We start from the raw sequence: 26292 nt of genomic DNA, 5'->3' as shown, positions 1-26292 counted from the left end.
TCAGCCCCTCTCCCGGAGTTCGCGGCGGAGGATCTTGCCGCTCACCGTCTTCGGCAGTTCGTCGAGCACCTCGACCACCCGCGGGTATTTGTACGCGGCGAGGCGTTCCTTGCAGTACGCGACGAGGTCCTGGGGATCGGGCGTGGTGCCCGGCGCCGGGCTGACGTAGGCCTTCACGGTTTCACCGCGGTAGGCGTCCGGAACGCCGACGACGGCCGCTTCACGCACCGCCGGATGCGTGTACAGGACGTCCTCGACCTCACGCGGCCAGACCTTGAACCCGGAGGCGTTGATCATGTCCTTCTTGCGGTCGACGACGTAGACCCAGCCGCTCGGCTCCATGAAGCCGATGTCGCCGGTCAGGAGCCTGCCGCCGGGTAGCGCGGCCTCGGTCGCCTCAGGCCGGTTCCAGTAGCCGGGGATCACCATCGGACCTTCGACGGCGATCTCACCCGCCGTCCCGAACGGCTGTTCCTCGCCGTTCTCACCCAGGATGCGCACGATGGTCCCCGGTACGGGCAGGCCGATCGAGATCGTGCCGGACGCTTCGTCGATGGGCGCTTCGAGGCTGCTCGGGACGACGATGCAGCCCGCGGTCGTCTCGGTGAGCCCGTAGCCGTTGTGGATGTAGTGGCCGAACCGTTCGCGGAACGTGCCGACCACGGCGGGCGGCAGCGCGGCACCACCGGAGTACAGCAGCTGGAAGGAGTCGAAGTGCTCGCGGCTCACGCCGGGATGGGCCATCAACGCCATGTACGCCGTGGACGGGCCAACCGTGTACACGGGCTTGTGCTCCAGGAAGGCGTCGAGCACCACGCCGGGCTCGAACCGGTACGCGAGCGCGAGCGTGCCGCCGATGTCGATCGCGGAGGCGATCTCGCAGACCATGCCGGTGATGTGGAACAGCGGGGCGAGACCGAACAGGGTGGCACCCTCGCCGAGACCGCTGAACGTGCTGAGCACGGCCGCGTTCGCGCCGAGGTTGCCGTGGGTGTTCATCGCCCCCTTCGGTGTCCCGCTGGTGCCCGAGGTGTAGCTGATCAGCGCGACGTCGTCGGGGCCGAGTCCGGGGTCGGCGGGCGGCTCCCCGGTCGCGGCCCGCACCGCCGTCAGCAGATCGTCGGCACCGGGGGTCGGCTCCCGCACGATCCCGCCGAACACGCGCGGGTCATCGCGGCCCTGCAGGTCGAGTTCGCTGGTGGTCAGCGCGATCGTCACGTCGCTGCCGGGCACGAGCGGGCGGATGCGGCGGTTCCATCCGCTCTGCGAGCAGACGACCGCACGCACCCCCGCGTCCTCGAAGACGTGCTGGAGTTCCCGCTCGCGGTACATCGGGTTCACCGGGACGACGATCCCGCCCGCCTTCCACGCGCCGAGCAACGCCAGCACGAATTGCGGGATGTTCTGCAGGACCAGGGCGAGCCGGTCGCCCGGCGCGAAACCGGAGGCCAGCAGATGACGCGCGACGCCGTCGGAGAGCTCGTCGACCTCACGGTAGCTCATCGTGGCGTCGAAGTAGGCGATCGCCGTGGCCAGCGGAGAGCGCTGGACCGCCCGCCGGAAGGACGCCAGGACCGTGGTCGCTTTCGGTGCCTCCGCCGCCTTCATCCGATCCTCGTAGGCGGCCAGCCATGGCTTCGCTTCGTACCGGCTCATGCAGGTTTCCTCCCTGACAAGTCTCGACGATCCCGTAAGCATCCGCTTAGTATGTCGATGACGCAAGGAGGTCGACGTGACCGATCAGCTCTCACCGTCCGAAGTGGACACTGCGGGGACGGTCCGCTACGCCGTGGACGGCGCCGTCGCCACGATCACCTTCGACAAACCCGGCCGCGGCAACGCGATGGACCAGCCGATGCAGATCCGCTACGGCAGGCTGCTGGGCGAGGCGTCGGCCGATCCCGGCGTCCGCGCCGTCGTCGTCACCGGCAGCGGGCGCTCCTTCTGCCCCGGGGCGGACCTGGGACTGCTGGAGAACATCTCCGTCAGCGGCACGGGCGCGCCGGAACGAGAAGGGTTCCGCGACGTCCTCGCCGCCGCGTATGCCGACGTGCCGGTGGTCGCGGCGATCAACGGCGGCTGCGCCGGGCTCGGCTTCGTGATCGCCTGCGCCGCCGACGTCCGGTTCGCCGCGACGGGCGCGAAGTTCACCACCGCCTTCGCGCGGCGGGGCCTCATCGCCGAATACGGGGTGGCGAGACTGCTGCCCGAACTCGTCGGCCGCGGCCGGGCACTCGATCTGTTGCTCTCCGGCCGGACCTTCACGGCCGAAGATGCCTACGAGTACGGCCTGGTGCAGGAAGTCGTGCCGCCGGAAGAGCTTTCGGCGCGGGCGATGACCTACGCCACCGAACTCGCGACCTACAGCGCGCCGCGCTCCATGGCGCTCATCAAACGGCAGGTCCTTCGCGAAGCCGGGCTCTCCTTGGAGGATTCCGCCCGCGAAGCCACCGCCCTGATGCTCGAATCCTTCGGTCACCCGGAACTTCCCGAAGGCCTGGCGAGCTGGAACGAACGCCGTCCGCCGGATTTCCCGCCGTACCAAGGAGATTAGGTCGCCCCGGACACGCGTCCGGGGCGACAGAGGCGAATCAGACGGTTGCGCGCGTGGTCACCGCGTCCTTCTCCGCCGCCAAAGCGGTGCAGGTGCGCACCCACAGCTCCCAGCCGCGCAGCGCCTGGTTGCAGTTCCAGCCGGTCCAGCGTCCCGCCTGCGCGCCCTCGTTGCCGGCGCGGTTGCAGGCGGTTTTGCTGCTCCAGCCCTCACTCACCTTGCGATACGGCGTGCAGGAAGCCGCCGCGACGTCTCCCGACGCCCCGGCCGCGCACGGTTCCGCGGTGCTCGCCATCGCCGATCCCGCGGTCAGCATCGACCCGGCCACGGCCGCGGCAAGCACGAACCCACGGACCACGAAACGCTTGTTCATCGTGTTTCCTCACCGCGAGCAGGACCCCCTCCCCACAGTGGCCGATTCCGCGGCGAAGATCAACCGCCGGGTGGATCCACGCCGTGGTGGCCGGATTCAGCCGGGCCGATCCCAGGTCATGGGCGCGGTTGCGCAGGCGTGCATCCGAGCGGTCCACTCGGTCGTACTCCACCCGGAAGGGGACGACCATGTCGGTCACCGATGAACTCCTGGCCAACAACGCCGGTTACGCCGCGCGCTTTTCCGGACCACTGCCCTTGCCGCCCGCCAAACACGTGGCCGTGCTCGCCTGTATGGACGCCCGCATCAACGTCTACGGCGTTCTCGGCCTTCAGGAAGGTGAAGCGCACGTCATCCGCAACGCGGGCGGCGTCGTCACCGAGGACGAGATCCGTTCCCTCGCGATCAGCCAGCGCCTGCTCGGCACCGAGGAGATCATCCTCATCCACCACACCGACTGCGGAATGCTCACCTTCACCGACGACGATTTCAAGAAATCCATTCAGGAGGAGGTCGGCGTCAAACCGGCGTGGGCCGCCGAGTCGTTCGGCGACGTCGACGCGGACGTCCGTCAGTCGATCGCGCGGATCAAGAACAGCCCGTTCATTCCCAAGAAGGATTCCCTCCGCGGTTTCGTGTTCGACGTCGCGACGGGGAAGCTGAACGAAGTCGTCTGAAACAGAAGGGACCGCGCAGGGCGAAACCGTGCGCGGCCCCGGGGGTCATTCGCCGGTGACCTGCTCCACCTTGCGCTGCAGCTTGTTCATCCCGCCGAGCCAGCGGTCGGTCTGCGTGGCCCGCGCGGCGTAGTAGTCCGCGACCTCGGGATGCGGCAGCACCAGGAACCGGTCGGCGGCGATGGCCTCGAACAACGCGTCCGCGACCTGTTCCGGCTGGATCGCCGACGCGCCCATCAGCAGTTCGCCCGCGGGGCCGGTGTTCTCCAGCATCGCCGTCCGCACACCCTGCGGGCAGATGGCCTGCACGGTGAGCCCGCGGTGCCGGTACGTCGCCGACAGCCATTCGGCGAAGGCGAGCGCGCCGTGTTTGGTCACCGAGTACGACGCCGAACCGAGGCTGGTCAGCAATCCCGCGGCCGACACCGTCGAGATGAAATGCCCACGGCCGCGTTCGAGCCACGGCGGCAGGAGCAGCCGTGCCGCGCGCACGTGCGCCATGACGTTGACGTCCCAGATCCGCGCCCAGTCCTCCTCGGGCGCGTCCACGCCGCCCATCGGCGCGATCCCCGCGTTGGCACAGAAGACGTCGATCTCGCCGAGGGTTTCGCGGGCCGCCTCGATCAGCGACGCGACACCCGCTTCGCTCGCGGCGTCACCGGCGACGGCGGTCCCGCCGATCTCCTTCGCGACCTCGGCCGCGGCGTCCCCGTTCAGGTCGCCGACGACCACGCGCGCGCCCTCGGCGGCGAACCGGCGGGCGAGGACGGCACCGATCCCGCCGCCCCCGCCCGGGGCCGCCGCGACCGCGGCCGGGGACGCCCCCCCCGCCCCCCTCCGCGCCCCCGCCCGCGGCGCCCCCGTCCAGGACCACGCGCGCGCCCTCGGCGGCGAACCGGCGGGCGAGGACGGCACCGATCCCGCCGCCCCCGCCGGTGACGACGACACCGGATCCGGTGAAGGACGGGGTCACAGGCCACCGGCCAGCGTCACGCCGCCGTCGAGGACCATCGTCTGCCCGGTGATCCAGCCCGCCTCTTCCGAAAGCAGGAACGACACGGCGCTCGCGATGTCCGCCGGGACACCGAGGCGCTTCATCGGGTACGGCGCCGAGACCTCTTCTTCGCGGCCTTCGTACAGCGCGGTCGCGAACTTGGTCTTGACCACGGCCGGCGCGACGGCGTTGACGCGGATCTTCGGGCCCAGTTCGAAACCGAGTTCCTTGGTGAGCCGGATCAGCGCGGCCTTGCTGACGCCGTACATCCCGATCCCGGGCGACGCGCCGAGCCCGGCGATGGACGCGACGTTCACCACCGCGCCGCCGTGCTCCCCCATCCACGCGTCCCGCGCCCGGCGGGTCCACGAAAGCGGGGCGAGCACGTTGACGGCGAAGATCTTCGCGGCGGCGCCGGGGTCGACGTCCAGCGTCGGCCCGAACACCGGGTTGATACCGGTGTTGTTGACCAGCATGTCGAGCCGTCCGAACGTCTCGATGGTCTTGGCGACGGCCTCGGCCTGGTGTTCGTCGTCGTCGGCCTTGCCGGGAACGGCGATGGCGACCGCCTCGCCGCCCAGTTCGGCGACCGCCTCGGCCAGCGGCTCCGGCTTGCGCGCGGTGATGCACACCTTCGCGCCGCGCTCGACGAGGTCCTTGGCGATCCCGAGGCCGATACCCCGGCTGGCCCCGGTGACGATCGCGACGCGATCCTTGAAGGAGTGGTTCACTCTGTCGATCTCCTCTTTCCTTGACTAAGCGAGCGCTCACTTACAATGGGAAGGTCCGGAGGCGCTGTCAAGCCCACTCTCCGGTTCGAGCGTCTGGGAGGATCTGCGGATGACCATGTCGCTGTCGGCCGAACTGTGGCCCGACGTCCAGCCGGAGACGGCACGGCGCCTGATGCTGGCCGGGGTCGAATCCTTCGCGCGGCGCGGCTATCACGCGACCACCACCAGGGACATCGCCTCGGCGGCGGGAATGAGCCCCGCGGCGCTGTACGTCCACTTCCCGTCCAAGGCCGCGCTGCTGTTCGCGATCTCGAAGTACGGCCACGAGCAGACACTCTCCCTCGTCGAGAGCGTCGTGGCGCGGGAGACCGACCCGGTCGAGCGGATCCGGCTGCTGGTGGAGGACTTCGTGACCTGGCACGCGCGGCGGCACACCGTGGCCCGCGTGGTGCAGTACGAACTGCAGGCGCTGCCCGACGAGGAGTTCGAGATCGTCGCGAAACTGCGCCGCCGCATCGAGCAGGTCGTGCGCGAGGTCATCACCGAAGGCGCCCGGGCTGGCGTGTTCACCGTCGGCGACCCGCACACCGCGGCCCGCGCCGTGCTCTCGCTCGGCGTCGACGTCTCCCGCTGGTACAGCGAACGGGCCCGCCAGACCCCCAAGAAGCTGGGCCAGGAGTACAGCGAGCTGGTGCTGCGCATGCTCGGCACGAAACTCTCCTGACCAGTACTGATCGACCTCTGGCGGCGATACCGCCACCAGAGTGACATACCAACTGGTCGGTATCTAGAATTACCCGTTGAGACGTTGACCACATACTAAGCGGTTGTTAACTTGCCCGGACTGCATCGCCGCAGCAGCGCCGAGCGAAGGGCATCCAGATGGCCGACACCGCACCGAACGCCCCCGGAACCGCCGCCGAACCGACGATCACCGTCTCCCAGCGCAGGAGGGCCGCGACCGCGGCGGCACTCGCCTCATCGGTCGAGTGGTACGACTACTTCGTCTTCGGGATCGCCGCCGCCCTGGTGTTCGGGAAGACCTTCTTCCCCACCACCAACGCCGCGGCCGGCGTCCTCGCCTCGTTCGCCACCTTCGCGGTCGGCTTCCTCGCCAGGCCGCTCGGCGGGATCATCGCGGGCAGCCTCGGCGACAAACGCGGCCGGAAACCCGTGCTGGTACTGGCGATCGCGCTGATGGGCGCGGCGACCACGCTGATCGGCCTGCTGCCGACCTACGACTCGATCGGGATCGCCGCCCCGCTCCTCCTGGTGCTGCTCCGGCTCGTGCAGGGGGTCGCCGTCGGCGCCCAGTGGGGTGGCGCGATGCTGCTCGCCACCGAGTACGCGCCGCCCGGCAAACGCGGCCTCTACGGCAGCCTCGTCCAGCTCGGCGTTCCGATCGGGGTGGTGCTCGCGAACACGGTGTTCCTGGTCGCCGCGCAGGTGGCGCCACCGTCGGACTTCCTCGTGTGGGCGTGGCGGATCCCGTTCCTGGTCGGCGTCCTCGTGCTCGGACTGGCCTGGTACATGCACGTCAAGATCGACGAGACGCCCGAATACCGCCGTGCGGAAGCAAAACTCGCCGCCGAAGAACGCGGCCGGGCCAAGTCGCCGCTGCGTGACGTCCTGCGTCACCACAAGGGCACGGTGCTGCTGGCCGGTGGCTCGTTCATGGTCAACACCGCCACCTTCTACATCCTGCTGAACGGCGTCCTCGACTACGCCACCCGTCATCTGGGCATGTCGCGGACCACGGTGCTCGTGGCGACCCTGCTGATCAGCACGCTGCAGCTGGCGATCATCCCGCTGTCGGCGAAACTGTCCGACCGGATCGGCAGGCTCAAGATCTACACCTTCGGCGCGGCGGGGGTCGCGCTCTGGGCGATCCCGATGTTCCTGCTGATCGACACGGCGTCGCTGCCGCTGTTCGTGATCGCCTCGTTCGTCGGGTCACTGTTCCTCGGCATCATGTACGGCCCGCAGGCGGCGCTGTTCGCCGAACTGTTCACCGCCGAAATGCGCTACACCGGCGCCTCGCTCGGCTATCAGATCAGCGCGGTCGTCGGCGGCGGGCTCGCGCCGTTCATCATGGTGCTGCTGCTGGAATCCACCGGGACGTCGATGTCGGTTTCGCTCTACATCATCGTGCTGGCCCTGATCTCGCTCGGTTCCATCGGCCTGCTCGCCAAACGCGCACGGTCCACTTCGGACTCACACGACCGCGCGCGCGAAGCGGTCGGCGACCAGGCGTAGCCGCTCCTTGACCTCGTCCGGCGCCTCCTCCACGACGAAGTCCACGTCCCAGTGGGCGAGGTAGTAGGGCATCACGGAGAGGTCGTTGGAACCGACCCTGACCCGGCAGGTGTGCTCGTCGATGGCCTCGATCGTCCCGGCGGTCGGTGACACGTACTCGGCGAGCGCCTCCGCCGAGGCGTTGACCCGCAGCACCATTTGGTGCGGATACGGCGAAGACGTGATCCCGCGGGAGACATAGGCCGCGAGGTCCTCGGCGGGCGGTTCCCTCGGCGTGAACCGGAAGCTGGTCGCCGGGACGCCGTCGATCCGGTCGACGCGGAAGGTCCGCCAGTCGTCCCGATCGAGATCGAACGCGACCAGGTACCACCGGCGCCCGGTGTGCACCAGGCGCAACGGCTCGATGTAGCGCTCGGTGACGTCGCCGCTGTGGCTGCGGTAACCGAACCGGAGCCGCTGATGGTCGCGGCACGCGGACGCGATGACCGTCAGCGCCGCCGCGTCGATGACCGGGACGACGCCGCCGAGCTGGATCATCGCGGCGTTCAGCGCGGTCACCCGGTGCCGGAGCCGGGCGGGCAGCACCTGCTCCAGTTTCGTGAGCGCGCGTACCGAGGTCTCCTCGATCCCCGACACCGTCCCGTTCGCGGCCGTGCGGAGCCCGACGGCGACCGCGACCGCTTCGTCGTCGTCCAGCAGCAGGGGCGGCAGCGCGGCCCCCGCGCCGAGCCGGTAGCCACCCGCGACGCCGGGCGTGGCGTGCACCGGGTAACCCAGCTCCCGCAGCCGCTCGACGTCGCGCCGGACCGTGCGGACGTCCACCTGCAGCCGGTCGGCCAGATCGGCGCCCGGCCAGTCGCGCCGCGCCTGCAGCAGGGAGAGGAGCCTCAGCAGCCGGGCCGACGTGCCCGTGGTCATCGGTTCGCTCGCTTCATGGGAGGGAGTCTGGCAGACATTCAGGACAGGTCCGGTCCGCATTGGGCTCGCGGCTCGGGTTGGGCAGCTGAGGTACATGAAGGCCTTCACGGACCGTAAGGTTGGTCAGGTGATCGATCCCGCGCAGCTGCTGTCCGTCGCCCGCGAAGAGGCCGAACTCGGCAAGGCCGAGGGCGGGGTCCCGATCGGCGCCGCCCTCTTCGACACCACCGGCGCCCTGCTCGGCCGCGGCCACAACCGGCGGGTCCAGGACGGCGACCCGTCGATGCACGCCGAGACCTCCGCGTTCCGGAACGCGGGCAGGCGGCCGCACTACCGGGACACGATCATGGTCACCACCCTCTCCCCCTGCTGGTACTGCAGCGGGCTGGTGCGCCAGTTCGGCATCGGGCGGGTGATCATCGGCGAGGCCACCACGTTCGAGGGCGGGCACGGCTGGCTCGAGGAGAACGGCGTCGAGATCACCCTGCTCGACGATCCGGCCTGCACCGCGTTGATGACCGGGTTCATCCGGGATCACCCGGAGTTGTGGTTCGAGGACATCGGCGTCCCCACCGCGGACTAGTTTTCGGCCTCGAAGACGACGGTCCGGTTGCGCCCGGCCCCCTTCGCCGCGCGCATCGCCTGATCCGCCGCGCCGACGAGCCGGTCGAGCGTCTCGCCGCCGGCGGGATGCGACGACACTCCGATCGAGACCGTCACCCCGGCGAACGTCCCATCCAGTGAGACGAACGTCGAGGAGATCCGCAGCCGGATGCGTTCGGCGATCGCGTGCGCGTCGAACCGGCTGGTGCCGGGCAGCAGGACGACGAATTCCTCGCCACCGAACCGGCCGACCAGGTCCGCCGCGCGGACCTCGGCGCGCAAAGTGTCCGCCACGGCACGGAGGACGTCGTCCCCGACGTGCCTGCCGTGCCGGTCGTTGAGCCGGGCGAAATGGTCGAGGTCGAGCATCAGCAGCGAAAGATCCGCGCCACGGCCCCGAAGCAGATCGAACTGGGTGCGCGCACCGTCCAACCAGGACGACGCGGTGAGCAGCCCGGTGCCGGAGTCCGTACCCGCGTGGCCGCGCAGGGCGCGCATCGTCCCGGCCCGGTGAAGTACCACGAGCGCCCCGGCGAGTACCACGGTGGCATACGGCCATTCCGCCGCCGACCACGCGAGCAGCAAGCCGAACGCGACCATCGCCGCGTCGAAGGCGAACCCCGACGGTTCCGCCCCGAATTCGGCGGCAGGTGCGGCCAAAGCGGCGTCGACGGACAGGAAGATCAGTCCCGTCGCGAAAACCAGGGCGAAACTCTCGAAATCCCTTGCCGCGTCGGCGAACGGCGGCGCGCCGAGCAGGACCGGGATGATCGAGGCACCGAGCGCCGAAAGCATCGTGGCGGCGGCCGCGAACGTCTGACGGTGCGGAATCCCGCGCCGGATCCGGAACCAGCGGTAGCCCGCCGAAGCGGCGACGAGTACCGCGGCCAACGCGGGCGGCAGCAGCAAAGCGCCCGCGAAGATCCAGGCCGCGTCCAGTCCGGCGCCGAGCCGGGTGTCGGCACGGGACCGCTCAACCGGTCGCGAAAGCTCCGAGCTGAGGATCATTCCGGCCAGCAGAGCCGAAAACGGGAGCAAGGACGACGGCGCGGGCGGCCGCAACACGAAGAGGTAGGCGGTGGCGGCGAAAGCGGCGAAGTCGACCAGGAGCAGGTACCCGATCAGGCCCCGCCTGGGTAGTTCCCACAGGCTCCAGGACCCCAGTATCCGCCGCGGCGCGGCGAGCCGGTCTCTCCGGCCGCGGCTTCCGGTCGCCATCAGGGAGTCCCCCACCATTTCGGCAAACTAGCCGGTAATCGCGGTGGTGTCGATCCGCTTTCCGGGTCATCACCCCCTACTAAGGTCGGTCGTTTCCGCCGGGATTCCCGGTGAATTCTTGACAGTCCTCAATGGTCTAGTCCACCGTGAGTGAGCGCACCCTCCCGGTTGATACGCCGCGTCAAGACGGAGGTGCTCCACACCTGCGCGCCTCGCCGCGCGCGTACCAGTTGGAGGACCTATGAAATCGCTACGACGCTGGGCGACACTGGCCACCGCCGCGGGCGCCGCTCTCGCCACGACCGTCGGCCTCGCCCCCGTCGCCTCGGCAGCCCCGGATCCGGTGCTCGCCTCGCCTTATCTGTACCAGTGGTCGGGACAGACGGACCCGATCGCCGCGATGAACGCCACCGGCGTCAAGGCCTTCACCCTCGCGTTCGTCCTCTCCGACGGCGGCTGCAACCCGAAATGGGACGGCAGCCGTTCCCTCACCGGCTCCGACGCCACGCTGATCAACAACATCCGGGCCAAGGGCGGCGACGTCATCCCGTCGTTCGGCGGCTGGTCCGGGACGAAGCTCGGCCCGAAATGCGGCACCGCCTCGGCCCTCGCCGGCGCGTATCAGAAGGTCATCGACGCCTACAAGCTCAAGGCGATCGACCTCGACATCGAGAACACCGACGAGTTCGAGAACTACACCGTCCAGGACCGGATCCTGAACGCCGTCAAGATCACGAAGCAGAAGAACCCCGGCCTGCGCGTGGTCATCACCATCCCGACCGAGGTGGGCGGCCCCAACTCGCACGGCAAGCGGCTGATCACCCAGTCGAAGGCGCTCGGCGCGGGAGTCGACGCGTGGTCGGTCATGCCGTTCGACTTCTCCAGCGGCGGTGACATGGCGGGCAAGACCCGCAGTGCCGTGGACGGGCTGAAGAACGTCGTGAAATCCACCTTCGGCCTGAGCGACGACGCGGCCTACCGGCGCAGCGGGCTTTCGTCGATGAACGGGAAGACCGACGTGGCGGGCGAAACCGTCAGCGTCGCCGACTTCCGCGCGATCCGCGACTACGCGGCGAGCAAACATCTCGCCCGGCTGTCGTTCTGGGCGGTGAACCGCGACTGCAACAACTGCGCGGGAATCTCGCAGGGCAAGTACGACTACACCAAGATCGTCGCGGGTTACACCGGCTGACTTCCGTTCCCCACCGGTGTCAGTCCGCAGGGTGAGCCCTCGGTACAGGTGGTCGTGAGTGGCGATTCGGGTTCTAACCCGAATCGCCACTCACGACCCGCATCAGCGACCGCAGTCCGCCTTTGTGTTCAGCGGCCGTCCCCGTGACCACACCAGATCGACCGGATGCACCGAACCGTCCGGATCGATCGACAGGATCGGCAGCGCCTTGTCTAGCTGGTTCCCCGTCGCCTGATCGAACGCGACGAACCCGGTCGCGCCGGGTACCGGGGAGTTGCAGTCGATACTGCGCAACACGTCCGGCACCGAAACGGGATCCGACGACACGTTCTGCACCGCGGCTTCGACGGCCGCCGCGACGGCGTCGTGCTCGATCATCGCGGCACCGTCCCACAGTTCCGTCTTGGGGAAACCGTGGGTACCGGTGAATTCGGCGACGAAGTTGTCGTAATTCTTCTTGTACGTCGGATGCGCCGGATCGGCGGTGAACATATCCCACTGGTCGGGATACGCGAGCGCCGTGTAGCGGAGCCGGACGCTGATGTCCTTGTTCAGCTGCAAGGGTTTCCCGGCGAGCGTGCTCGCGTCGTCGCCCGTCATCACGGTCACCGTGTCGAGCCCTTCACAGGCGCCGTCACCCGCCAGCGACGCCACGAGGGCACCGAGGTCCAGTCCACGGCCCGCGAAGTAGATCAGGTCGGGTCTCGCACCGCAGATGTCGTTGTGCCACCTGCTGAACAGCCCTCGCAGATACGCCTCGCGCGAGGTGTCGGTGAGCGGTTTGACGTCGTAGGTCTTCGTGAAGATCACCGGGACCTTCGAGGAACTCTGGAAGGCTTCGGCGAGCGTGGTCGCGTAGGTGTCCTCCTTGCTGACGCCCTGGATCATCATCACGCGCTTGAAACCGTGCGCGGCGATGTATCCGGCCGCGGCGCGGGCCTCGTCGGTGTTCGTCGGGCCCACGCGGAAGAAGTTGTCGATCCGTACGCCCTTCGGATCGATGTTCATGTTGTCCGCGGTGACGGTCGCGCCGATCGTGGCGATCCCGTGCTTGGACAGTTCGGCCACCAGCGCCCGGCTGCTCTCCGTGCTGATGCCGATGTCGGTGACCGCCACGATGCGCTGGGCGGCGGCCGCGGCGACGATCTCCTCGGCGACGACCTGCCAGTGCTCGGCGTTGCTCCCGTAGTTGGCCAGCAGGAGCTTGATCCCCGGCGGCCCGTTCTTCGGCCACGCGGCGGTGATCGCGCCCTGGATCTCCCGCCGGACGAACGGGAACGGCTGGCTGTCGACCTTCGGATCGGGCGCGAGGTTCTCCAGCACCACGATGGTCTTGAAGTTATCGCCCGCCATCTCGTTGCGGCCCTTGATGAGCTTCTCCAGCGGGTCGAGCGGATCGTTCTCCCGCATCGGACCCGAGTCGAGGTTCAGCCCGACGCAGACGTACGACGTGCCGATCGACTCCTCGTCCGCGTCCACCGCGCGCAGGCCGGGACCGCAGGACTCCCACGGACTGATCGACACCAGCGCGGCGCCCAGCAGCACGACGGCGATCGCGATCAGCAGCACCCGATGGCGGTGCGCCCAGCCGCGCGGCCGCACCGGTGGTCCCGTCGCCGCGCGTTCACGGGCCGCGGACATACGTGTTCTCAACGAATCGAGCCAGGACATGACGGAGTTCCGTTCCGGGTCAGGGGAATTCGCCGCGACGGGCGGCTTCCTTGGCCGACACGAGCGCGCCGACGTCGGGCTGGTGCGAAGTGGTGGCCAGCGCGGCGAAGGCGTTCGCGATCACCTGGTGCTGAGCCTGCCCGCGGACCGCGAACGGGTTGGCGGTCAGCCAACCCGCCGCGATGAGCCGGGCGACGTTGTTCCGGATCTCGGACCGGCCGGCCGGGCATCGCGCGTTGTCGAGATTGACGAGTTCTTCGTACAGTTCCGCGTGATCCCGCTCGGGCGGCAGATCGTCCGGCGCGTTCAGCACCAGTTCGAGCTTCGCGATCCACTCCGCGTGCGGGATCCGGTTGAACTCGCGCTCGAAGAACGTGACCACTTCCCCGATGTCGCCCAGCGCGAGATTGCAGTAGGCCAGGCGCACCGGATCCTGTGCGGTGTCCGGATCGTCGCGCAGCGCCTTGAACTGGTCGGTGTAGGTCGGCCCGTCCCCGTCACCGCGGCGGGCCAGCGCGGACACCAGGTTCGCCGCGATCCACGGGTGCAGGGCGGCCTGGTCGGTCGTCGAACCGGGCGAGTTCTTCGCCGTCACCCACAACGACGTGCGCAGTTCGGTCAGGATCCGCCCGACGTGCGGCTGGTCGATCCGGCTCTGCGCCGCGTCCGGGATCAGCCAGGGCGCGGTCGCGAACGGGGCCGCGGTCACGAAGTCGTCGACGTGGACGTCGTCGAGGTGTTCGGTCAAGGCGAGCTCGGTCAGCCTGCGGTAGCAGGGATCCTGCTCGCCACGCGGATCGGTGGTGAGCAGGTCCCGATCGCCCTCGCGCGCGTCGCTCGCCCGCAACCGCCCGGCGAGTTGTTCGACCGCCGACGGCAGCCCGCCGGTCGCCCGGTGCGCGAGCGTGACCTTCGGCGTCCGCGCCCCCGAATCGAGGATCCGCGCGATCCGCCCGATGGACTGCGGCGAGATCCGGACCGGGTAGTAGGCCGAGTCGAGCGCGCCGTTGGCCGGATTCGCCCAGTCGTCGTAGGAAGCCTCCTCGCAGTCCACCATCGGCCGGACGGCGGGTGGGGCGCCGGACGCGGGTTTCCACGGCGCGAGCCAGGCGGTGCCCCAGTCGTCGTGCCACCGCCCACTGGTGGCGATCACCAGCAGCGCGTCGTGGGCCTCGCGGTCGTTCGGATGCTGGACGGCGTGCCGTTCCCGGGCCGCGATCAGATCGGCGAGGAATTCGGTCCCGCCGGGGTGGTCGACGTCGTCGAGTACCACCACCCAGTTGTGCCAGTGCCTGCGCTGCAACGAGATGTCGCAGGTACAGGGGCTCTTCTCCTCCGGTTTGGCCATCCGGGGGTGGTTCTCCCGGACGTCGCCGAGGAACGCCGCCATCAGCCATTCGGTGACCGCCTTGGCGTCACGGGCGCTGCCGTGCGCGAGCCGGTTGAGTTCGAGTAGCGCGTCGAACGGGGATCTCCCCTCCGCGTGGGGGAAGTCCGCCAGCGACCGCAGCGCCTTCCCGAGCCGGGGCCGGATGTTCCGGACCAGATGCGGGAACGTCTGGCGGAACAGATCCGCGTACGGGGGCTCGACGAGACCGGTCGCCTTCGCCGTCTCGGTCAGCGTGTCGAGCGTGCTGTCCATCGCCGGTGTCCAGATGATCCGGTCGAGACTGCCGAGCAGCGACTTCAGTTGCGCCAGGTCGTCGTCGCGATTTCGACCGGAAAGCTCCGCCTGGACTGCGATCAGCGCGATCGTGAAACGAATGAACTGCGGTTTCGGTCGATTTCGCCATTTTCTCGAAAACGAATAGGCCAGTTTCGTGAGCACGTCGATCGTGCCCGCCCTGCCGCCTTGCCCGAAATCGAATCCGGCGTGGACGACACCCCAGCCCAGGTCGCGTCGGATCGCTTCCAGGGCCGTGGTCTTCCCCGAACCGACCGGTCCGAGCAGCAGCGTCACCGGCTGCGGGCGCGACGGATTCCCCGTCTCGCGGTTGATCAGCATTCTCCGGGCGAACTGCACCGCGGGAGAATGTCGGTCCACACTCATTTTCCTGTTCAGCCCCTAGCCGTGCTCCGGGAGGAATGGAGAGTGCGAACCATCGTAGGTATCCGACCGAGGGCGGGGCACAGGAAAAATGACACCGGACACGAATGGACGAAATCGGGGATGAATCGTGATTCTCGATCGACGGTGAGCGACGACGCCGATCACCCGATCGGCGCTACCGGCCCCATTGCGGCCAGCGACCGCCGCCGTGATACCAGTCGTAGTACTGGTCGAAGTCGTGGTGGCCGGCGCGCGGATCCGGCCGCTCTTCGGGTTCCGGCGTGGGTGTCGGGGACGGCGTCTCCGAACCGTGCATCGACGCGGTCATCGGCGGCGGGGGTGCGACACTGCCGCCCGAGGGTCCCGACGGGACGGGCGAGGAGACCGGGACGTCGATCGCCTGCGGGGCGATGGTCAACGACGGCGGCAGGAGCGGGGTGCCCGGGACGGCGCCGCCCGGGTCGGCAGGAATGAGCACGACGGCCAGCAGCCCGCCGACGAGCACGCCACCCGCCGAAAGCGCCGAGATCCGCCGGATCCTGCCGGTGCCCGGAGCGGCTTCCGGAGCCCGGTGCTTCGGCCCGCGCGGTCCCCGGCGGCGGGGTGCCGCGCCGGCTTCCCGCATCAACTCGCTCAGTGTCCGTTGATGAACCCGCTGGCGAGTTCGACACAGCGGGTTCAGGGCGTCCTCACCGGTATCGCGGCGAGCCGTGCGTGCCATCGGCACCTCCCAACCCGGTCCGTCGCCCGGCGACGGCCTCATCCCGGGGTGGATCCTAGGAACGCGGGAGGTGCTTGTAAACGGTCGTCGTCCACTGCGGACAGACGATGCGGTGAATGGTCAGGCGGCTGCGGTGACCGCGATCGCGGCTTCGCCGGCCTCGGTCAGCTCGGCGGGCACCCGGCCGGTGACCGCGGAGGGGCCGGAGGTCTCGGCGGGGCGGATGTACCCGCCGTGGGCCAGCGCGTGCGCGGTCATCTGATCGCAGCAGGCGAACCCGTCGATGAAGAGATCCGGCTCGCAGCTGCACGACATCTGGGCACGGCGCGCCGCGACCGCTCGCAGCATCGCCATCGCGCGATGGGACAGTTCGACCTCTGAACCGGACACCGGACTGGACCTCTCTCGATCAGCCACCTGAATCAGCAGCACTTACACCGTGTTATCGGCCGCTGCTCCATCAGTGTTAACAAGATCTCAGACGTCGGTGGTGACTTTTCGGTTCCGTCAGATCTTCGCCGACGCCAACGTCGGTTCCAGGACCCGCGCCCACTGCGCGACGATCTGCTTGCGCCGCTTCGTGTCGTCGGTCAGCAGGTTCGCCAGGCCCAGGCCGCGGGCGAGATCGAGAGTGGCCTGGACCAGCTCGCGAACGCCTTGGTGGGACTCGTCGACACCGAGCAGCTCGACGGTCACCCGGTGTGCTTCCCGGCCGACCCTGGCCTCCAGCGGCACCAGCGTCGCGCGCAGCGAGTCGTCGGTCGATGCCGCGACCCACAGGTGGAGCGCGGCACGGAACAGCGGCCCGCTGTAGAGGTTGAGCACCATGTCGACGGCCCGCTCGATCCGCGACCGGCCCGACGGCAGTTCCGCCGCGCGGGCCCGCAGTTCCACGATCTGGATCTCGCCGACGTGCTCGACCGCGGCCGCGACCAGGTCCTCCCTGGTCGGGAAGTGGTGCTGGGCGGCGCCGCGCGAGACCCCGGCGCGTTCGGCGATGACCGCGACGGTGGTCCCGTGCCAGCCCAGCTCCCCGATCGTCTCGACGGCGGCCTCGACCAGCCGCCTCCGGGTGGTGCGGCTGCGCTCCTGCTGTGGTTCGCGGATCATGGCCCTGATTCTGGGGTACGACCTTCGACCCAGAAATCGAGCTGCAGGTCTTCCTCGGTCCCGCCGACGCGGTACTTCGCGAAGTCGGTGACGCCCTCGGCGGCCAGCACCTCGTCGTCGAGGTAGAAATTCCCCGTCGCCTCGGTGCTCGGTTTGGTGAGGATCGCGTGCGCGGCGTCGGCCATGATCTCCGGCGTCCGCGATTTGGCCGCCAGCTCCGCGCCGACGACGTTGCGGATCGCCGCGGTGTCGATCGTCGTACGCGGCCACAGCGAGTTCGCCGCGATGCCGTACTGCCGCAGCTCCGCGGCGAGCCCGACGGTCACCAGGCTCATCGAATACTTCGCGATGCTGTACGCGAGATGCCCGGCCTGGAACCACTTCTCGTCCAGGCTGATCGGCGGCGACAGCGTGAGGATGTGCGCGTTCTCCGCGAGCTTCAGATACGGGATGGCGAGCTTCGACAGCAGGAACGACCCACGCGCGTTGATGTCCTGCATCAGGTCGTAGCGTTTCATGCTGACCGATTCGGTCGGGGTCAGGTCGATCGCGCTCGCGTTGTTGACCACGATGTCGATCCCGCCGAACTGCTCCGCGGTCCGCGCGATCGCGGCCTCGACCGACGTGTCGTCGCGGACGTCGCCGACGATCGGCAGCGCCTGCCCGCCGGCGTCCTCGATCGCCTTGGCCGCGGTGTAGAGCGTGCCCGGCAGCTTCGGATGCGGCTCGGCGGTCTTGGCCAGCAGGGCGATGTTCGCCCCGTCGCGGGCGGCGCGGACCGCGATGGCCTCGCCGATCCCGCGGCTGCCGCCGGAGATGATGATCGTCTTGCCGTGGAGCGTGCTCATGACGCCTCCTCAGTAGGAGCGGGGCAGGCCGAGGCTGTGCTGGCCGACGAAGTTGAGCACCATCTCACGGCTCACCGGCGCGATCCGGCCGAGGCGGACGGCCGTGACCAGCGTGCCCAGCCCGTATTCGCTGGCCAGCCCGTTGCCGCCGTGGGTCTGCACGGCCTGGTCGACCGCGCGGATGGCGACCTCGGCGGCGGCGTACTTCGCCATGTTCGCCGACTCGCCCGCGCCGAAGTCGTCACCGGAGTCGTAGAGCGACGCCGCCTTCTGCGTCATGAGCTTGGCCAGTTCCAGCTCGATCTTGATCTCGGCCAGCGGATGCGCGAGCCCCTGGTGGGTGCCGATCGGCGCGCCCCACACCTTGCGCTCGTTGGCGTAGGCGACGGCCTTCCCCAGCGCGTACCGCGCGATGCCGAGCGAGAACGACGCGCCCATGATGCGTTCGGGATTGAGCCCGGCGAACAACTGTGCGATCGCCGCGTCCTCCTCGCCGACCAGCGCGTCGGCGGGCAGGTGGACGTCGTCGAGGAACAGGCCGAACTGCTTCTCCGGCGAGACGATGTCCATGTCGATCTGCTTGTACTCGAAACCGGGCGTGTCGGTCGGCACGGTGAACAGCGCGGGCTTGAGCTTGCCGGTCTTGGCGTCCTCGGTGCGGCCGACGACCAGGACGGCGTCCGCCTCGTCGACGCCGGAGATGTAGACCTTCCGTCCACTGAGGACCCAACCGTCGGCGTCCCGCTTCGCGGTGGTGGTGATCTTGTGCGAGTTCGACCCGGCGTCCGGTTCGGTGATCGCGAAGACCATCCGCCTGCTGCCGTCGGCGATACCGGGCAGCCAGCGCTTCTTCTGTTCGTCGGTGCCGAACCGCGAGATGACCGTGCCGCAGATCGCCGGCGAGACGACCATGAGCAGCAGCGGGGAGCCCGCCGCGGCGAGTTCTTCGAGCACCGCGGCGAGATCCGCGATCCCCGCTCCCCCACCGCCGTACTCCTCGGGCAGGTTCACGCCGAGGTAGCCCAGCCGTCCGGCCTCAGCCCACAGTTCCTCGGTCTTGAGCCCGGCGCGCGCCTGCTTGGCGTAGTACTCGTACCCGTACTTCTTGCCGAGTTCGGCGACCGCGGCCCGCAGCGCGACGCGCTCCTCGGGCTCGGTGAAGTTCATCGCGTTCATTCTTCGTCTCCTACCACCGCGAGGATCGTGCCCACTTCGACCTGTTGTCCGACCACCACCGGGAGTTCGGTCACGACGCCGTCGGCGGGCGCCGCGATCCGGTGTTCCATCTTCATCGCTTCGAGCCACAGCAACGGATCGCCGGTCTTGACGGTGTCACCCGCCTCGACCGCGAGCCGGACGACCGTGCCCGGCATCGGCGCCACGAGCGAACCGGCCGCGAGCGCCGCGTCGGGATCGGTGTACCGCGGCACCACGCCCAGTTCGACGGAGCCGTCCGGCGAATCGACGTACACCGTGTCGCCGTACCGGGCGACGGCGAACTTCCGCCGTACCCCGGAAATCTCCAGGATCACGTCGCCGCTCTCGGCGGAAACCAGTTCGACGCCTTCGAATCCGTCGGCACGCAGTCCGTCCCGGCCGAGGCCGTAGCCGATCTCGATCTCATCGTCACCGTGACGAAAACGTTTGCGCTGCCCTTGGGAACGGACGTTGCGCCAGCCGCTCGGCAACCGGCGCTGAACCCGGGCCTCCGAGCGATTCGCGGCCGCACCGGCCAAAGCCGCGGCCAGCGCGGAAATCCGTACGGTGTCCACAGTGGCCAGTGGGGCCGCCAGGGTTTCGAGACCGTGCCGGTCGAAGAACGCCGTGTCGGTTTCCCCCGCGAGGAAAGCCTCGTGGCGCAACACGTTCACCAGCAGGTCGCGGTTGGTCACCACCCCGTGGATCTCCGCGCCCGCCAAGGCTCCGGCCAGCGCCCGCGCCGCGCTCCGGCGATCCGGGGCGTACGCGATGACCTTGGCGAGCATCGGGTCGTAGTGCACACCCACGGTCTGTCCGCTGACGAAACCCGAGTCGAGCCGGACACCCGGGCCGACCTCGAATTCCCGCTGCGCCGCGGGAAGCTCGAAACGGTGCAAGGTGCCGCTCTGCGGCTGCCAGCCCGCGGCGGGGTCTTCGGCGTACAGCCGGACCTCGATGGCGTGACCCCGCGTTTCCGGCTCGTCGATCGGGAGGTGCTCGCCCTCCGCGATCCGCAACTGCAGCGAGACGAGGTCGAGCCCGGTCGTGGCCTCGGTGACCGGATGCTCGACCTGGAGCCGGGTGTTCATCTCCAGGAAGTAGAAGCGCCCGTCCGGTCCTGCGAGGAACTCCACCGTTCCGGCGCCGACGTAGTCGATCGCCTGCGCGGCCTTGCGGGCGGCGTCGAACAGCGCCTCCCGCATGGCCTCGTCGACGAACGGCGACGGCGCCTCTTCGACGACCTTCTGGTGGCGGCGCTGGATCGAGCACTCGCGCTCCCCCACCGCCCACACCGTTCCGTGGGTGTCGGCGAGCACCTGGACCTCGATATGCCGGCCGGTCTCCAGGTACCGCTCGCAGAACACGGTCGGGTCGCCGAACGCCGACGCGGCCTCCGCGCTCGCGCCTTCGACGGCCTCGGCGAGTTCGCCGAGCGTGCGCACGACACGCATACCGCGTCCGCCACCTCCGGCGGAAGCCTTGACCAGCAACGGAAGGTCGGCTTCGGTGACCTCGGCCGGGTCCAATTCGGACAGGATCGGGACACCGGCCTCGGCCATCATCCGCTTGGACTCGACCTTGGAGCCCATGCTCTCGATGGCCTCCGGCGGCGGGCCGACCCAGGTGAGTCCCGCGTCGAGCACGGCACGGGCGAAGGCGGCGTTCTCGGAGAGGAACCCGTAGCCGGGGTGGATCGCGTCGGCACCGGTCTCCACGGCCGCCTTGATCAGCAGCTCGGCGCGCAGGTACGTGTCGGCGGGCGCGTTGCCCGGCAGGCGGACGGCGACGTCCGCCTCGGCGGTGTGCGGCGCGTCGGCGTCCGCGTCGGAGAACACCGCGACCGTGCCGATCCCGGCGTCGCGGCAGGTGCGGAACACGCGGCGGGCGATCTCCCCGCGGTTGGCGACCAGAAGTTTCTCGATCATGCCGCTCACATCCTGAAGACGCCGAAGCCTTCGGCGCCCTTCACTGGTCCATTGTGGATCACGGACAGGCTGAGCCCGAGCACCGTGCGGGTGTCGCGAGGATCGATGATCCCGTCGTCGTAGAGCATCCCGGAGAGGAACATCGGCATCGACTCGGCCTCGATCTGCCCCTCCACCATGGCGCGCATGGCGGCGTCGTGCTCCTCGTTGTACTCCTGCCCCCTCGACGCGGCGGCGGCGCGAGCCACGATGGACAGCACACCGGCAAGCTGCTGCGGCCCCATGACCGCGGATTTCGCGCTGGGCCAGGCGAACAGGAACCGGGGATCGTAGGCCCGGCCGCACATGCCGTAATGCCCGGCGCCGTACGAAGCGCCCATGAGCACCGAAAGATGCGGCACCTTCGAGTTCGACACGGCGTTGATCATCATCGCGCCGTGTTTGATGATGCCGCTCTGCTCGTACTCCTTGCCGACCATGTAGCCGGTGGTGTTGTGCAGGAAGACCAGCGGCGTGTCGATCTGGTTGGCCAGCTGGATGAACTGCGCGGCCTTCTGCGACTCCTCGCCGAACAGCACGCCTTGGGCGTTGGCGAGGATGCCGACCGGGTAGCCGTGGATACTCGCCCAGCCGGTGGCGAGACTGCTGCCGTACAAGGGTTTGAACTCGTCGAAGTCCGAACCGTCGGCGACCCTGGCGATCACCTCGCGCGGGTCGAACGGCACCTTGAGATCGGTGGGCACGATGCCGAGCAGGTCTTCGGCGGAGTACAGCGGCTCGGCGTAGTCCGGCTTCGGCGTCGGGCCCTGTTTGGTCCAGTTGAGCCGTTTGACGATGCTGCGGCCGAGGCGGATCGCGTCCTCCTCGTCCGCCGCGAGATAGTCGGCGAGGCCCGAGGTGCGGGCGTGCATTTCGGCGCCGCCGAGCGATTCGTCGTCGGATTCCTCACCGGTCGCCATCTTGACCAGCGGCGGACCGCCGAGGAACACCTTCGCGCGTTCCTTGACCATCACGACGTAGTCCGACATACCGGGCAGGTACGCGCCGCCCGCGGTCGAGTTTCCGAACACCAGCGCGATCGTGGGCACCTTCGCCGCCGAGGACCGCGTGAGGTCACGGAAGATCCGGCCGCCGGGGATGAAGATCTCCTTCTGCGTCGGCAGATCCGCCCCACCGGACTCGACGAGGTTGATCACCGGCAGCCGGTTCTGCGCGGCGATGTCCGCGGCACGGTAGCTCTTCTTGGCCGTCCACGGGTTGCTCGCCCCGCCTTTGACCGTCGGGTCGCTGGCGGAGATCATGCACTCCACGCCTTCGACGACGCCGATGCCGGTGATCACGCTGGCGCCGACCTGATAGTCCGAACCCCAGGCCGCCAGCGGCGACAGCTCCAGGAACGGCGAGTCCTCGTCGAGGAGCAGCTCGATCCGCTCGCGCGCCAGCAGCTTGCCGCGTTTGCGATGCCGGGCGACGTACTTCTCGCCGCCACCCGCGATCGCCTTGGCGTGCTCGCCGTCGATCTCGGCGAGTTTGCCGAGCATGGATTCGCGATTCTCCGCGAACTCCTCGCTCCGCGTGTCCACAGTGGACCTGATCGTGCTCATGCGGTGTATCCCAATCGCTTCGCGGCCAAGCCGGTGAGGATCTCGTTGGTCCCGCCGCCGATACCGAGGATGCGCACGTCACGGTAGTGACGCTCCACTTCGGACTCCCGCATGTAGCCGAGTCCGCCGTGCAGCTGCACGGCCTCGTTGACCACCCATTCGGCGGTCTCGACGGCGGTGTTCTTCGCGAAACAGGCTTCGGCGATGACCTCTTCGCCCGCGACGTGCCGCTGGGCCACCTGACGGGTGTAGGTGCGGGCGACGTCGATCTTGCGGGCCATCTCGGTGAGCTTGTGCTGCACCAGCTGACGGGAGATCAGCGGACGGCCGAAGGTCTCGCGCAGGCGGCACCAGTCCAGGGTCAGGTCGAGTGCCCGCTGCGCGTGCGCATAGCCCTGCACGGCCAGCGAGACCCGTTCGGTGACGAACTGCGTGGCGACCTGCGCGAAGCCACTGTTCTCGGCGCCGATCAGGTTCTCCGCCGGTACGCGTACGTCCACATAGGACAGCTCGGCGGTGTCCGAGCAGAGCCAGCCCATCTTCTCCAGCTTGCGGGAGACGGTGAAGCCGGGAGTGCCGCGTTCGACCACGATGAGCGAGATCCCGTGGGCGCCGGCTTCCCCGGTGCGGACCACGGTGGTCACGAAATCGGCGCGGCAGCCCGAGGTGATGAAGGTCTTCGCGCCGTTGATGACGTACTCGTCACCCTCGCGTACCGCCGTCGTGCGGATCCCGGCAACATCGGAGCCGCCGTCGGGTTCGGTGACCGCGAGCGAGCCGATCTTGGTGCCTTCGAGCGTTGGCCGGACCCAGCGTTCGATCTGCACCGGATCCCCGGCCGCCGCGATATGCGGGACGGCGATACCGCAGGTGAACAGCGAGGCGAAGAGGCCACCGGATCCGCCCGCGTAGTGCAGTTCCTCGGCGATGACGACGGCGTCGAGATAGTCACCGCCCCCACCGCCGACCTCCTCGGGGAAGCCGACGCCGAGCAAGCCGAGTTCCCCGGCCTTGCGGTGCAGATCGCGGGGCAGCTCGCCCTCGCGCTCCCAGTCGTCGAGGTGCGGCAGGATCTCGGTTTCGGCGAACCGCCGGACGGTCTTGCGCAGTTCGGTGCGTTCCGGCGTGGCGAAGGGGTCGGTCACAGGAGGGCCTCCGGGATGTCGATCTCGCGGGAACGCAGCCATTCCCCGAGCGCCTTCGCCTGCGGGTCGAACCGCGCCTGCGACGCGACGCCCTCGCCGAGGATGCCTTCGACGACGAAGTTGACTGCCCGCAGGTTCGGCAGCAGATGCCGCCGGACCTCGAGATCCGCGGTCTCCGGGAGCAGCAGTTTGAACTCGGTGACGGTCAGCCGGTGCGCGAGCCAGCGCCACGCCTCGTCGGAACGTGCCCAGACGCCGACGTTCGCGTTGCCGCCCTTGTCGCCGCTGCGCGCGCCGACCACCTTGCCGAGCGGCACCCTGCGGACTTCGGCCTGGGTGAACGGCGCGGGCAAGGCGGATTCGTCCACTTCGGACAGAGGCAGGGTCTCGACGGCGGGCGCGATGTCGCGACGGGTTCCGTCCGGCAGGACGGCGATGTGTGGCACCTGTTGTGCATCAACGAAAGCAGCACGATAGACGCCGTAGGGCGAGGCGGCCGCGGGTGGCGCGGTGACGTGGAACCCGGGGTAGCTCGCGAGCGCGAGCTCGATCGCCGCGCCGCTGAACGCGCGCCCCGCGACCTCCGGATCAGCGTCCTTCACCGCGACGTGCAGCAGGGCGCTCGCCTGCTGCTCGGTTCCGGCGTCGGGCCGGTCGGTGCGGGCCAGGGTCCACCGGACGTCGGCGGGTGGCCGTGCCTTGAGCGCGCCTTCGAGTTGTTCCTTGACCAGAGCGGCTTTCGCCTCGATGTCGAGTCCGGTGAGGACGAACGTCGTCTCGTTCCGGAAACCGCCGAGCCCGTTCAGGCAGACCTTGAGCGTCGGAGGCGGCGGCTCGCCCGTGACGCCGCTGATCCGGACGCGGTCCGGGCCGTCCTCGGTGAGGGTCAGCGTGTCGAACCGGGTCGTGACGTCCGGCCCGGCGTACCGGGCGCCGGTGATCTCGTAGAGCAGTTGCGCCGTAACGGTTCCGACGTTCACCACGCCGCCGGTGCCGGGGTGTTTGGTGATCACGCTGGAGCCGTCGGCGGAGATCTCGGCGATCGGGAACCCCGGGACGCCGATCTCGTGCTCGGTGAAGAAGGCGTAGTTGCCGCCGGTGGCCTGCGTCCCGCATTCGATCACGTGCCCGGCCGCGACCGCGCCGGCCAACGCGTCGTAGTCGTCGCGCGCCCAGCCGAAGTGCGCGGCCGCGGGGCCGACGATCACCGACGCGTCGGTGACGCGGCCGGTCACCACGATGTCGGCGCCCGCGTTCAGGCATTCCGCGATCCCCCACGCGCCGAGATAGGCGTTGGCGGTCAAGGTCTTGCCGAAGCCGAGCTCTTCCGCGCGCTGGATGAGGTCGTCGCCCTCGACGTGCGCGATCGCGACCTCGACGCCGAGTTTCGCGGCCAGTTCACGGAGCGCGTCCGCGAGCCCGGCGGGGTTGAGCCCGCCCGCGTTGGCGACGATCTTGACGCCTTTTTCCTTGGCCAGCGCGAGATTCTGCTCCATCTGGCGCAGGAACGTCTTGGCGTAACCGCGGTTCGGGTCCTTCATCCGGTCACGGCCGAGGATGAGCATGGTCAGCTCGGCCAGGTAGTCGCCGGTCAGCACGTCGAGCGGGCCGCCGGTGAGCATCTCGTGGACCGCGGAGAACCGGTCACCGTAGAACCCGGACGCGTTGCCGATGCGGATCGGGGTCATGCGAACTGCCCCGGCTTCCGGCCGGCTCCGGGAGGCCCGGCGAAGGCCTGCGCGATCCCGAGCCATTCCTCGACGTCCTTGCCGGTGGCGACCAGGTCGGTGTCGGCGGGGTGACGGCGCTGGGTGATCACGAGGCAGAAGTCGACCGCGCTGCCGGTGAGCCGCTGCCCGGCGTCCTCGGGACCGAAAGCCCAGGTGGTGCCGTCGGGCGCGGCCAGCTCGACGCGGAATTCCTCGGCGGGCGGCGCGAGCGAGTTGAGCTTGTAGGCGAAGTCGCGCGTGCGGGTGCCGAACCGGGCAATATGCCAGATTCGGGCGGTGTTCTCGCGCGCGACCCCGAGCGCGTCGAAGATGTCCTGGCCGTGCGCCCAGGTCTCCATGAGGCGCGCCGTCACCATGGACGCGGCGCTCATCGGCGGGCCGTACCAAGGGATCTTCTGCCCGTCTGGCACCGCGGCGAGCGCTTCGGCGAGCTCCGCGCGACCGGCGCGCCACTCCGCCAGCAGTTCGCGGGGCGGCGTCTTCGCCCCCTCGGCGGCGCCGTCGTCGACGTAGGACTCGCCCGTCGCGAGCAGCCCTTCGATCTCGGCCTGCCACTCGGCCTCGGATCCGCGCGCCGCGATCAGCGCCTTCTTGTCCGTCCAGGCCAGGTGGGCGATCTGATGGGCGATCGTCCAGCCTTCGGCCGGGGTCTGCCGCGCCCAGTCCGACGCGGGCAGATCCGCCACCACGTCGTCGATGGCCTGCGATTCCGCCGCGAGATCCCCAAGGATCACGCCCAGGTCAGCCATGCCCGCCTCCTCGCGTCCTCCTC

At 69.2% G+C, this 26292-nt stretch carries 24 protein-coding genes; 6 read left to right on the top strand and 18 right to left on the bottom strand.

Going from position 1 to position 26292, the window contains the following annotated elements:
* Complete coding sequence (locus ED92_RS29940) at positions 1–1656, bottom strand: AMP-binding protein (RefSeq protein ID WP_037344125.1); 1656 nt, start codon at positions 1654–1656, stop codon at positions 1–3.
* Between the two features lie 76 nt (positions 1657–1732).
* On the opposite strand from ED92_RS29940, the gene ED92_RS29935 reads away from it, so the two are divergent.
* Positions 1733–2554: an enoyl-CoA hydratase-related protein gene (locus ED92_RS29935; RefSeq protein WP_063777631.1), complete on the top strand. Its 822-nt coding sequence runs from the start codon at positions 1733–1735 to the stop codon at positions 2552–2554.
* Positions 2555–2591: 37 nt separating this feature from the next.
* On the opposite strand, the gene ED92_RS29930 is transcribed toward ED92_RS29935, so the two are convergent.
* Positions 2592–2927, bottom strand: coding sequence for a hypothetical protein (locus tag ED92_RS29930; protein ID WP_037344124.1), 336 nt, complete (start codon positions 2925–2927; stop codon positions 2592–2594).
* A gap of 188 nt (positions 2928–3115) precedes the next feature.
* Here ED92_RS29930 and ED92_RS29925 point away from each other — a divergent pair, with 188 nt between their 5' ends.
* Positions 3116–3604 carry a carbonic anhydrase gene (locus ED92_RS29925; protein WP_037344123.1) on the top strand — a complete coding sequence of 163 codons (489 nt, stop codon included), beginning with the start codon at positions 3116–3118 and terminating at the stop codon, positions 3602–3604.
* A 45-nt stretch (positions 3605–3649) separates the two neighbouring features.
* Here ED92_RS29925 and ED92_RS29920 read toward each other — a convergent pair whose 3' ends face one another.
* Both ED92_RS29920 and ED92_RS29915 read right to left on the bottom strand, forming a co-directional pair.
* Positions 3650–4552: an SDR family oxidoreductase gene (locus ED92_RS29920; protein ID WP_255355379.1), complete on the bottom strand. Its 903-nt coding sequence runs from the start codon at positions 4550–4552 to the stop codon at positions 3650–3652.
* Between the two features lie 21 nt (positions 4553–4573).
* Entirely contained in the window at positions 4574–5329 is a 756-nt protein-coding gene (locus tag ED92_RS29915; RefSeq protein ID WP_037344122.1) for an SDR family oxidoreductase, read from the bottom strand.
* A gap of 109 nt (positions 5330–5438) precedes the next feature.
* Between ED92_RS29915 and ED92_RS29910 the strand changes: the two genes are divergently transcribed.
* Complete coding sequence (locus ED92_RS29910; RefSeq protein ID WP_037344121.1) at positions 5439–6053, top strand: TetR/AcrR family transcriptional regulator; 615 nt, start codon at positions 5439–5441, stop codon at positions 6051–6053.
* Between the two features lie 158 nt (positions 6054–6211).
* Positions 6212–7585: an MFS transporter gene (locus tag ED92_RS29905; RefSeq protein ID WP_037344120.1), complete on the top strand. Its 1374-nt coding sequence runs from the start codon at positions 6212–6214 to the stop codon at positions 7583–7585.
* Here ED92_RS29905 and ED92_RS29900 read toward each other — a convergent pair.
* Positions 7544–8503, bottom strand: a complete 960-nt coding sequence (locus ED92_RS29900; protein ID WP_037344119.1) for a YafY family protein — start codon at positions 8501–8503, stop codon at positions 7544–7546. The genes ED92_RS29905 and ED92_RS29900 overlap by 42 nt on opposite strands.
* A gap of 94 nt (positions 8504–8597) precedes the next feature.
* Between ED92_RS29900 and ED92_RS29895 the strand changes: the two genes are divergently transcribed.
* Positions 8598–9086, top strand: a complete 489-nt coding sequence (locus tag ED92_RS29895; protein ID WP_052120920.1) for a nucleoside deaminase — start codon at positions 8598–8600, stop codon at positions 9084–9086.
* Here the strand turns inward: ED92_RS29895 and ED92_RS29890 are convergent.
* Positions 9083–10342: a GGDEF domain-containing protein gene (locus ED92_RS29890; RefSeq protein WP_052120918.1), complete on the bottom strand. Its 1260-nt coding sequence runs from the start codon at positions 10340–10342 to the stop codon at positions 9083–9085. The two genes, ED92_RS29895 and ED92_RS29890, sit on opposite strands and share 4 nt — an antisense overlap.
* Positions 10343–10565: 223 nt before the next feature.
* Between ED92_RS29890 and ED92_RS29885 the strand changes: the two genes are divergently transcribed.
* Entirely contained in the window at positions 10566–11516 is a 951-nt protein-coding gene (locus ED92_RS29885; protein ID WP_037344118.1) for a chitinase, read from the top strand.
* 102 nt (positions 11517–11618) lie between these two features.
* Here ED92_RS29885 and ED92_RS29880 read toward each other — a convergent pair whose 3' ends face one another.
* The 12 genes from ED92_RS29880 to ED92_RS29825 all read right to left on the bottom strand — a co-directional run bounded on the left by ED92_RS29880 (position 11619) and on the right by ED92_RS29825 (position 26269).
* Positions 11619–13187, bottom strand: a complete 1569-nt coding sequence (locus ED92_RS29880; protein WP_235213389.1) for an ABC transporter substrate-binding protein — start codon at positions 13185–13187, stop codon at positions 11619–11621.
* 19 nt (positions 13188–13206) lie between these two features.
* Positions 13207–15210 carry a hypothetical protein gene (locus tag ED92_RS29875; RefSeq protein WP_235213388.1) on the bottom strand — a complete coding sequence of 668 codons (2004 nt, stop codon included), beginning with the start codon at positions 15208–15210 and terminating at the stop codon, positions 13207–13209.
* 202 nt (positions 15211–15412) lie between these two features.
* Positions 15413–15862, bottom strand: coding sequence for a hypothetical protein (locus ED92_RS29870; RefSeq protein ID WP_037344115.1), 450 nt, complete (start codon positions 15860–15862; stop codon positions 15413–15415).
* Positions 15863–16078: 216 nt separating this feature from the next.
* Entirely contained in the window at positions 16079–16348 is a 270-nt protein-coding gene (locus ED92_RS29865; protein WP_037344114.1) for a hypothetical protein, read from the bottom strand.
* Between the two features lie 117 nt (positions 16349–16465).
* Positions 16466–17068 carry a TetR/AcrR family transcriptional regulator gene (locus tag ED92_RS29860; RefSeq protein ID WP_037344111.1) on the bottom strand — a complete coding sequence of 201 codons (603 nt, stop codon included), beginning with the start codon at positions 17066–17068 and terminating at the stop codon, positions 16466–16468.
* Positions 17065–17916, bottom strand: a complete 852-nt coding sequence (locus tag ED92_RS29855) for an NAD(P)-dependent oxidoreductase (protein WP_037344109.1) — start codon at positions 17914–17916, stop codon at positions 17065–17067. Before ED92_RS29855 ends, ED92_RS29860 begins: the two co-directional genes overlap by 4 nt.
* A 9-nt stretch (positions 17917–17925) precedes the next feature.
* A complete protein-coding gene (locus ED92_RS29850) occupies positions 17926–19092 on the bottom strand; it encodes an acyl-CoA dehydrogenase family protein (protein WP_081975951.1) in 1167 nt (388 codons plus the stop codon).
* The gene (locus ED92_RS29845; protein WP_037344108.1) at positions 19089–21041 is read right to left on the bottom strand and encodes a biotin carboxylase N-terminal domain-containing protein; all 1953 of its coding nucleotides are present in this window, start codon (positions 21039–21041) and stop codon (positions 19089–19091) included. The genes ED92_RS29850 and ED92_RS29845 overlap by 4 nt, the downstream gene beginning before the upstream one ends.
* A 5-nt stretch (positions 21042–21046) precedes the next feature.
* On the bottom strand, positions 21047–22645 hold the full coding sequence (locus ED92_RS29840; protein ID WP_046199778.1) for an acyl-CoA carboxylase subunit beta: 1599 nt from the start codon (positions 22643–22645) through the stop codon (positions 21047–21049).
* On the bottom strand, positions 22642–23790 hold the full coding sequence (locus ED92_RS29835) for an acyl-CoA dehydrogenase family protein (protein WP_037344106.1): 1149 nt from the start codon (positions 23788–23790) through the stop codon (positions 22642–22644). Before ED92_RS29835 ends, ED92_RS29840 begins: the two co-directional genes overlap by 4 nt.
* Complete coding sequence (locus ED92_RS29830) at positions 23787–25478, bottom strand: acyclic terpene utilization AtuA family protein (RefSeq protein WP_037344104.1); 1692 nt, start codon at positions 25476–25478, stop codon at positions 23787–23789. The genes ED92_RS29835 and ED92_RS29830 overlap by 4 nt, the downstream gene beginning before the upstream one ends.
* On the bottom strand, positions 25475–26269 hold the full coding sequence (locus tag ED92_RS29825; RefSeq protein ID WP_037344102.1) for a TIGR03084 family metal-binding protein: 795 nt from the start codon (positions 26267–26269) through the stop codon (positions 25475–25477). Before ED92_RS29825 ends, ED92_RS29830 begins: the two co-directional genes overlap by 4 nt.
* Positions 26270–26292 lie beyond the last annotated feature (23 nt).

It is taken from the genome of Amycolatopsis sp. MJM2582 (genome assembly GCF_000754115.1).
Classification (GTDB): Bacteria; Actinomycetota; Actinomycetes; order Mycobacteriales; family Pseudonocardiaceae; genus Amycolatopsis; species Amycolatopsis japonica.
The sequence above is the reverse complement of the archived record's forward strand: the minus strand, read 5'-3'. Positions and strand labels throughout refer to the sequence as shown.

Coding starts and splice junctions, on each gene's coding strand:
- ED92_RS29940 (WP_037344125.1), bottom strand. CDS start 1,656: ATGAGCCGGTACGAAGCGAAGCCATGGCTGGCCGCCTACGAGGATCGG.
- ED92_RS29930 (WP_037344124.1), bottom strand. CDS start 2,927: ATGAACAAGCGTTTCGTGGTCCGTGGGTTCGTGCTTGCCGCGGCCGTG.
- ED92_RS29925 (WP_037344123.1), top strand. CDS start 3,116: ATGTCGGTCACCGATGAACTCCTGGCCAACAACGCCGGTTACGCCGCG.
- ED92_RS29910 (WP_037344121.1), top strand. CDS start 5,439: ATGACCATGTCGCTGTCGGCCGAACTGTGGCCCGACGTCCAGCCGGAG.
- ED92_RS29905 (WP_037344120.1), top strand. CDS start 6,212: ATGGCCGACACCGCACCGAACGCCCCCGGAACCGCCGCCGAACCGACG.
- ED92_RS29900 (WP_037344119.1), bottom strand. CDS start 8,503: ATGACCACGGGCACGTCGGCCCGGCTGCTGAGGCTCCTCTCCCTGCTG.
- ED92_RS29895 (WP_052120920.1), top strand. CDS start 8,598: ATGAAGGCCTTCACGGACCGTAAGGTTGGTCAGGTGATCGATCCCGCG.
- ED92_RS29890 (WP_052120918.1), bottom strand. CDS start 10,342: ATGGTGGGGGACTCCCTGATGGCGACCGGAAGCCGCGGCCGGAGAGAC.
- ED92_RS29885 (WP_037344118.1), top strand. CDS start 10,566: ATGAAATCGCTACGACGCTGGGCGACACTGGCCACCGCCGCGGGCGCC.
- ED92_RS29880 (WP_235213389.1), bottom strand. CDS start 13,187: ATGTCCTGGCTCGATTCGTTGAGAACACGTATGTCCGCGGCCCGTGAA.
- ED92_RS29870 (WP_037344115.1), bottom strand. CDS start 15,862: ATGCGGGAAGCCGGCGCGGCACCCCGCCGCCGGGGACCGCGCGGGCCG.
- ED92_RS29860 (WP_037344111.1), bottom strand. CDS start 17,068: ATGATCCGCGAACCACAGCAGGAGCGCAGCCGCACCACCCGGAGGCGG.
- ED92_RS29855 (WP_037344109.1), bottom strand. CDS start 17,916: ATGAGCACGCTCCACGGCAAGACGATCATCATCTCCGGCGGCAGCCGC.
- ED92_RS29850 (WP_081975951.1), bottom strand. CDS start 19,092: ATGAACGCGATGAACTTCACCGAGCCCGAGGAGCGCGTCGCGCTGCGG.
- ED92_RS29845 (WP_037344108.1), bottom strand. CDS start 21,041: ATGATCGAGAAACTTCTGGTCGCCAACCGCGGGGAGATCGCCCGCCGC.
- ED92_RS29840 (WP_046199778.1), bottom strand. CDS start 22,645: ATGAGCACGATCAGGTCCACTGTGGACACGCGGAGCGAGGAGTTCGCG.
- ED92_RS29830 (WP_037344104.1), bottom strand. CDS start 25,478: ATGACCCCGATCCGCATCGGCAACGCGTCCGGGTTCTACGGTGACCGG.
- ED92_RS29825 (WP_037344102.1), bottom strand. CDS start 26,269: ATGGCTGACCTGGGCGTGATCCTTGGGGATCTCGCGGCGGAATCGCAG.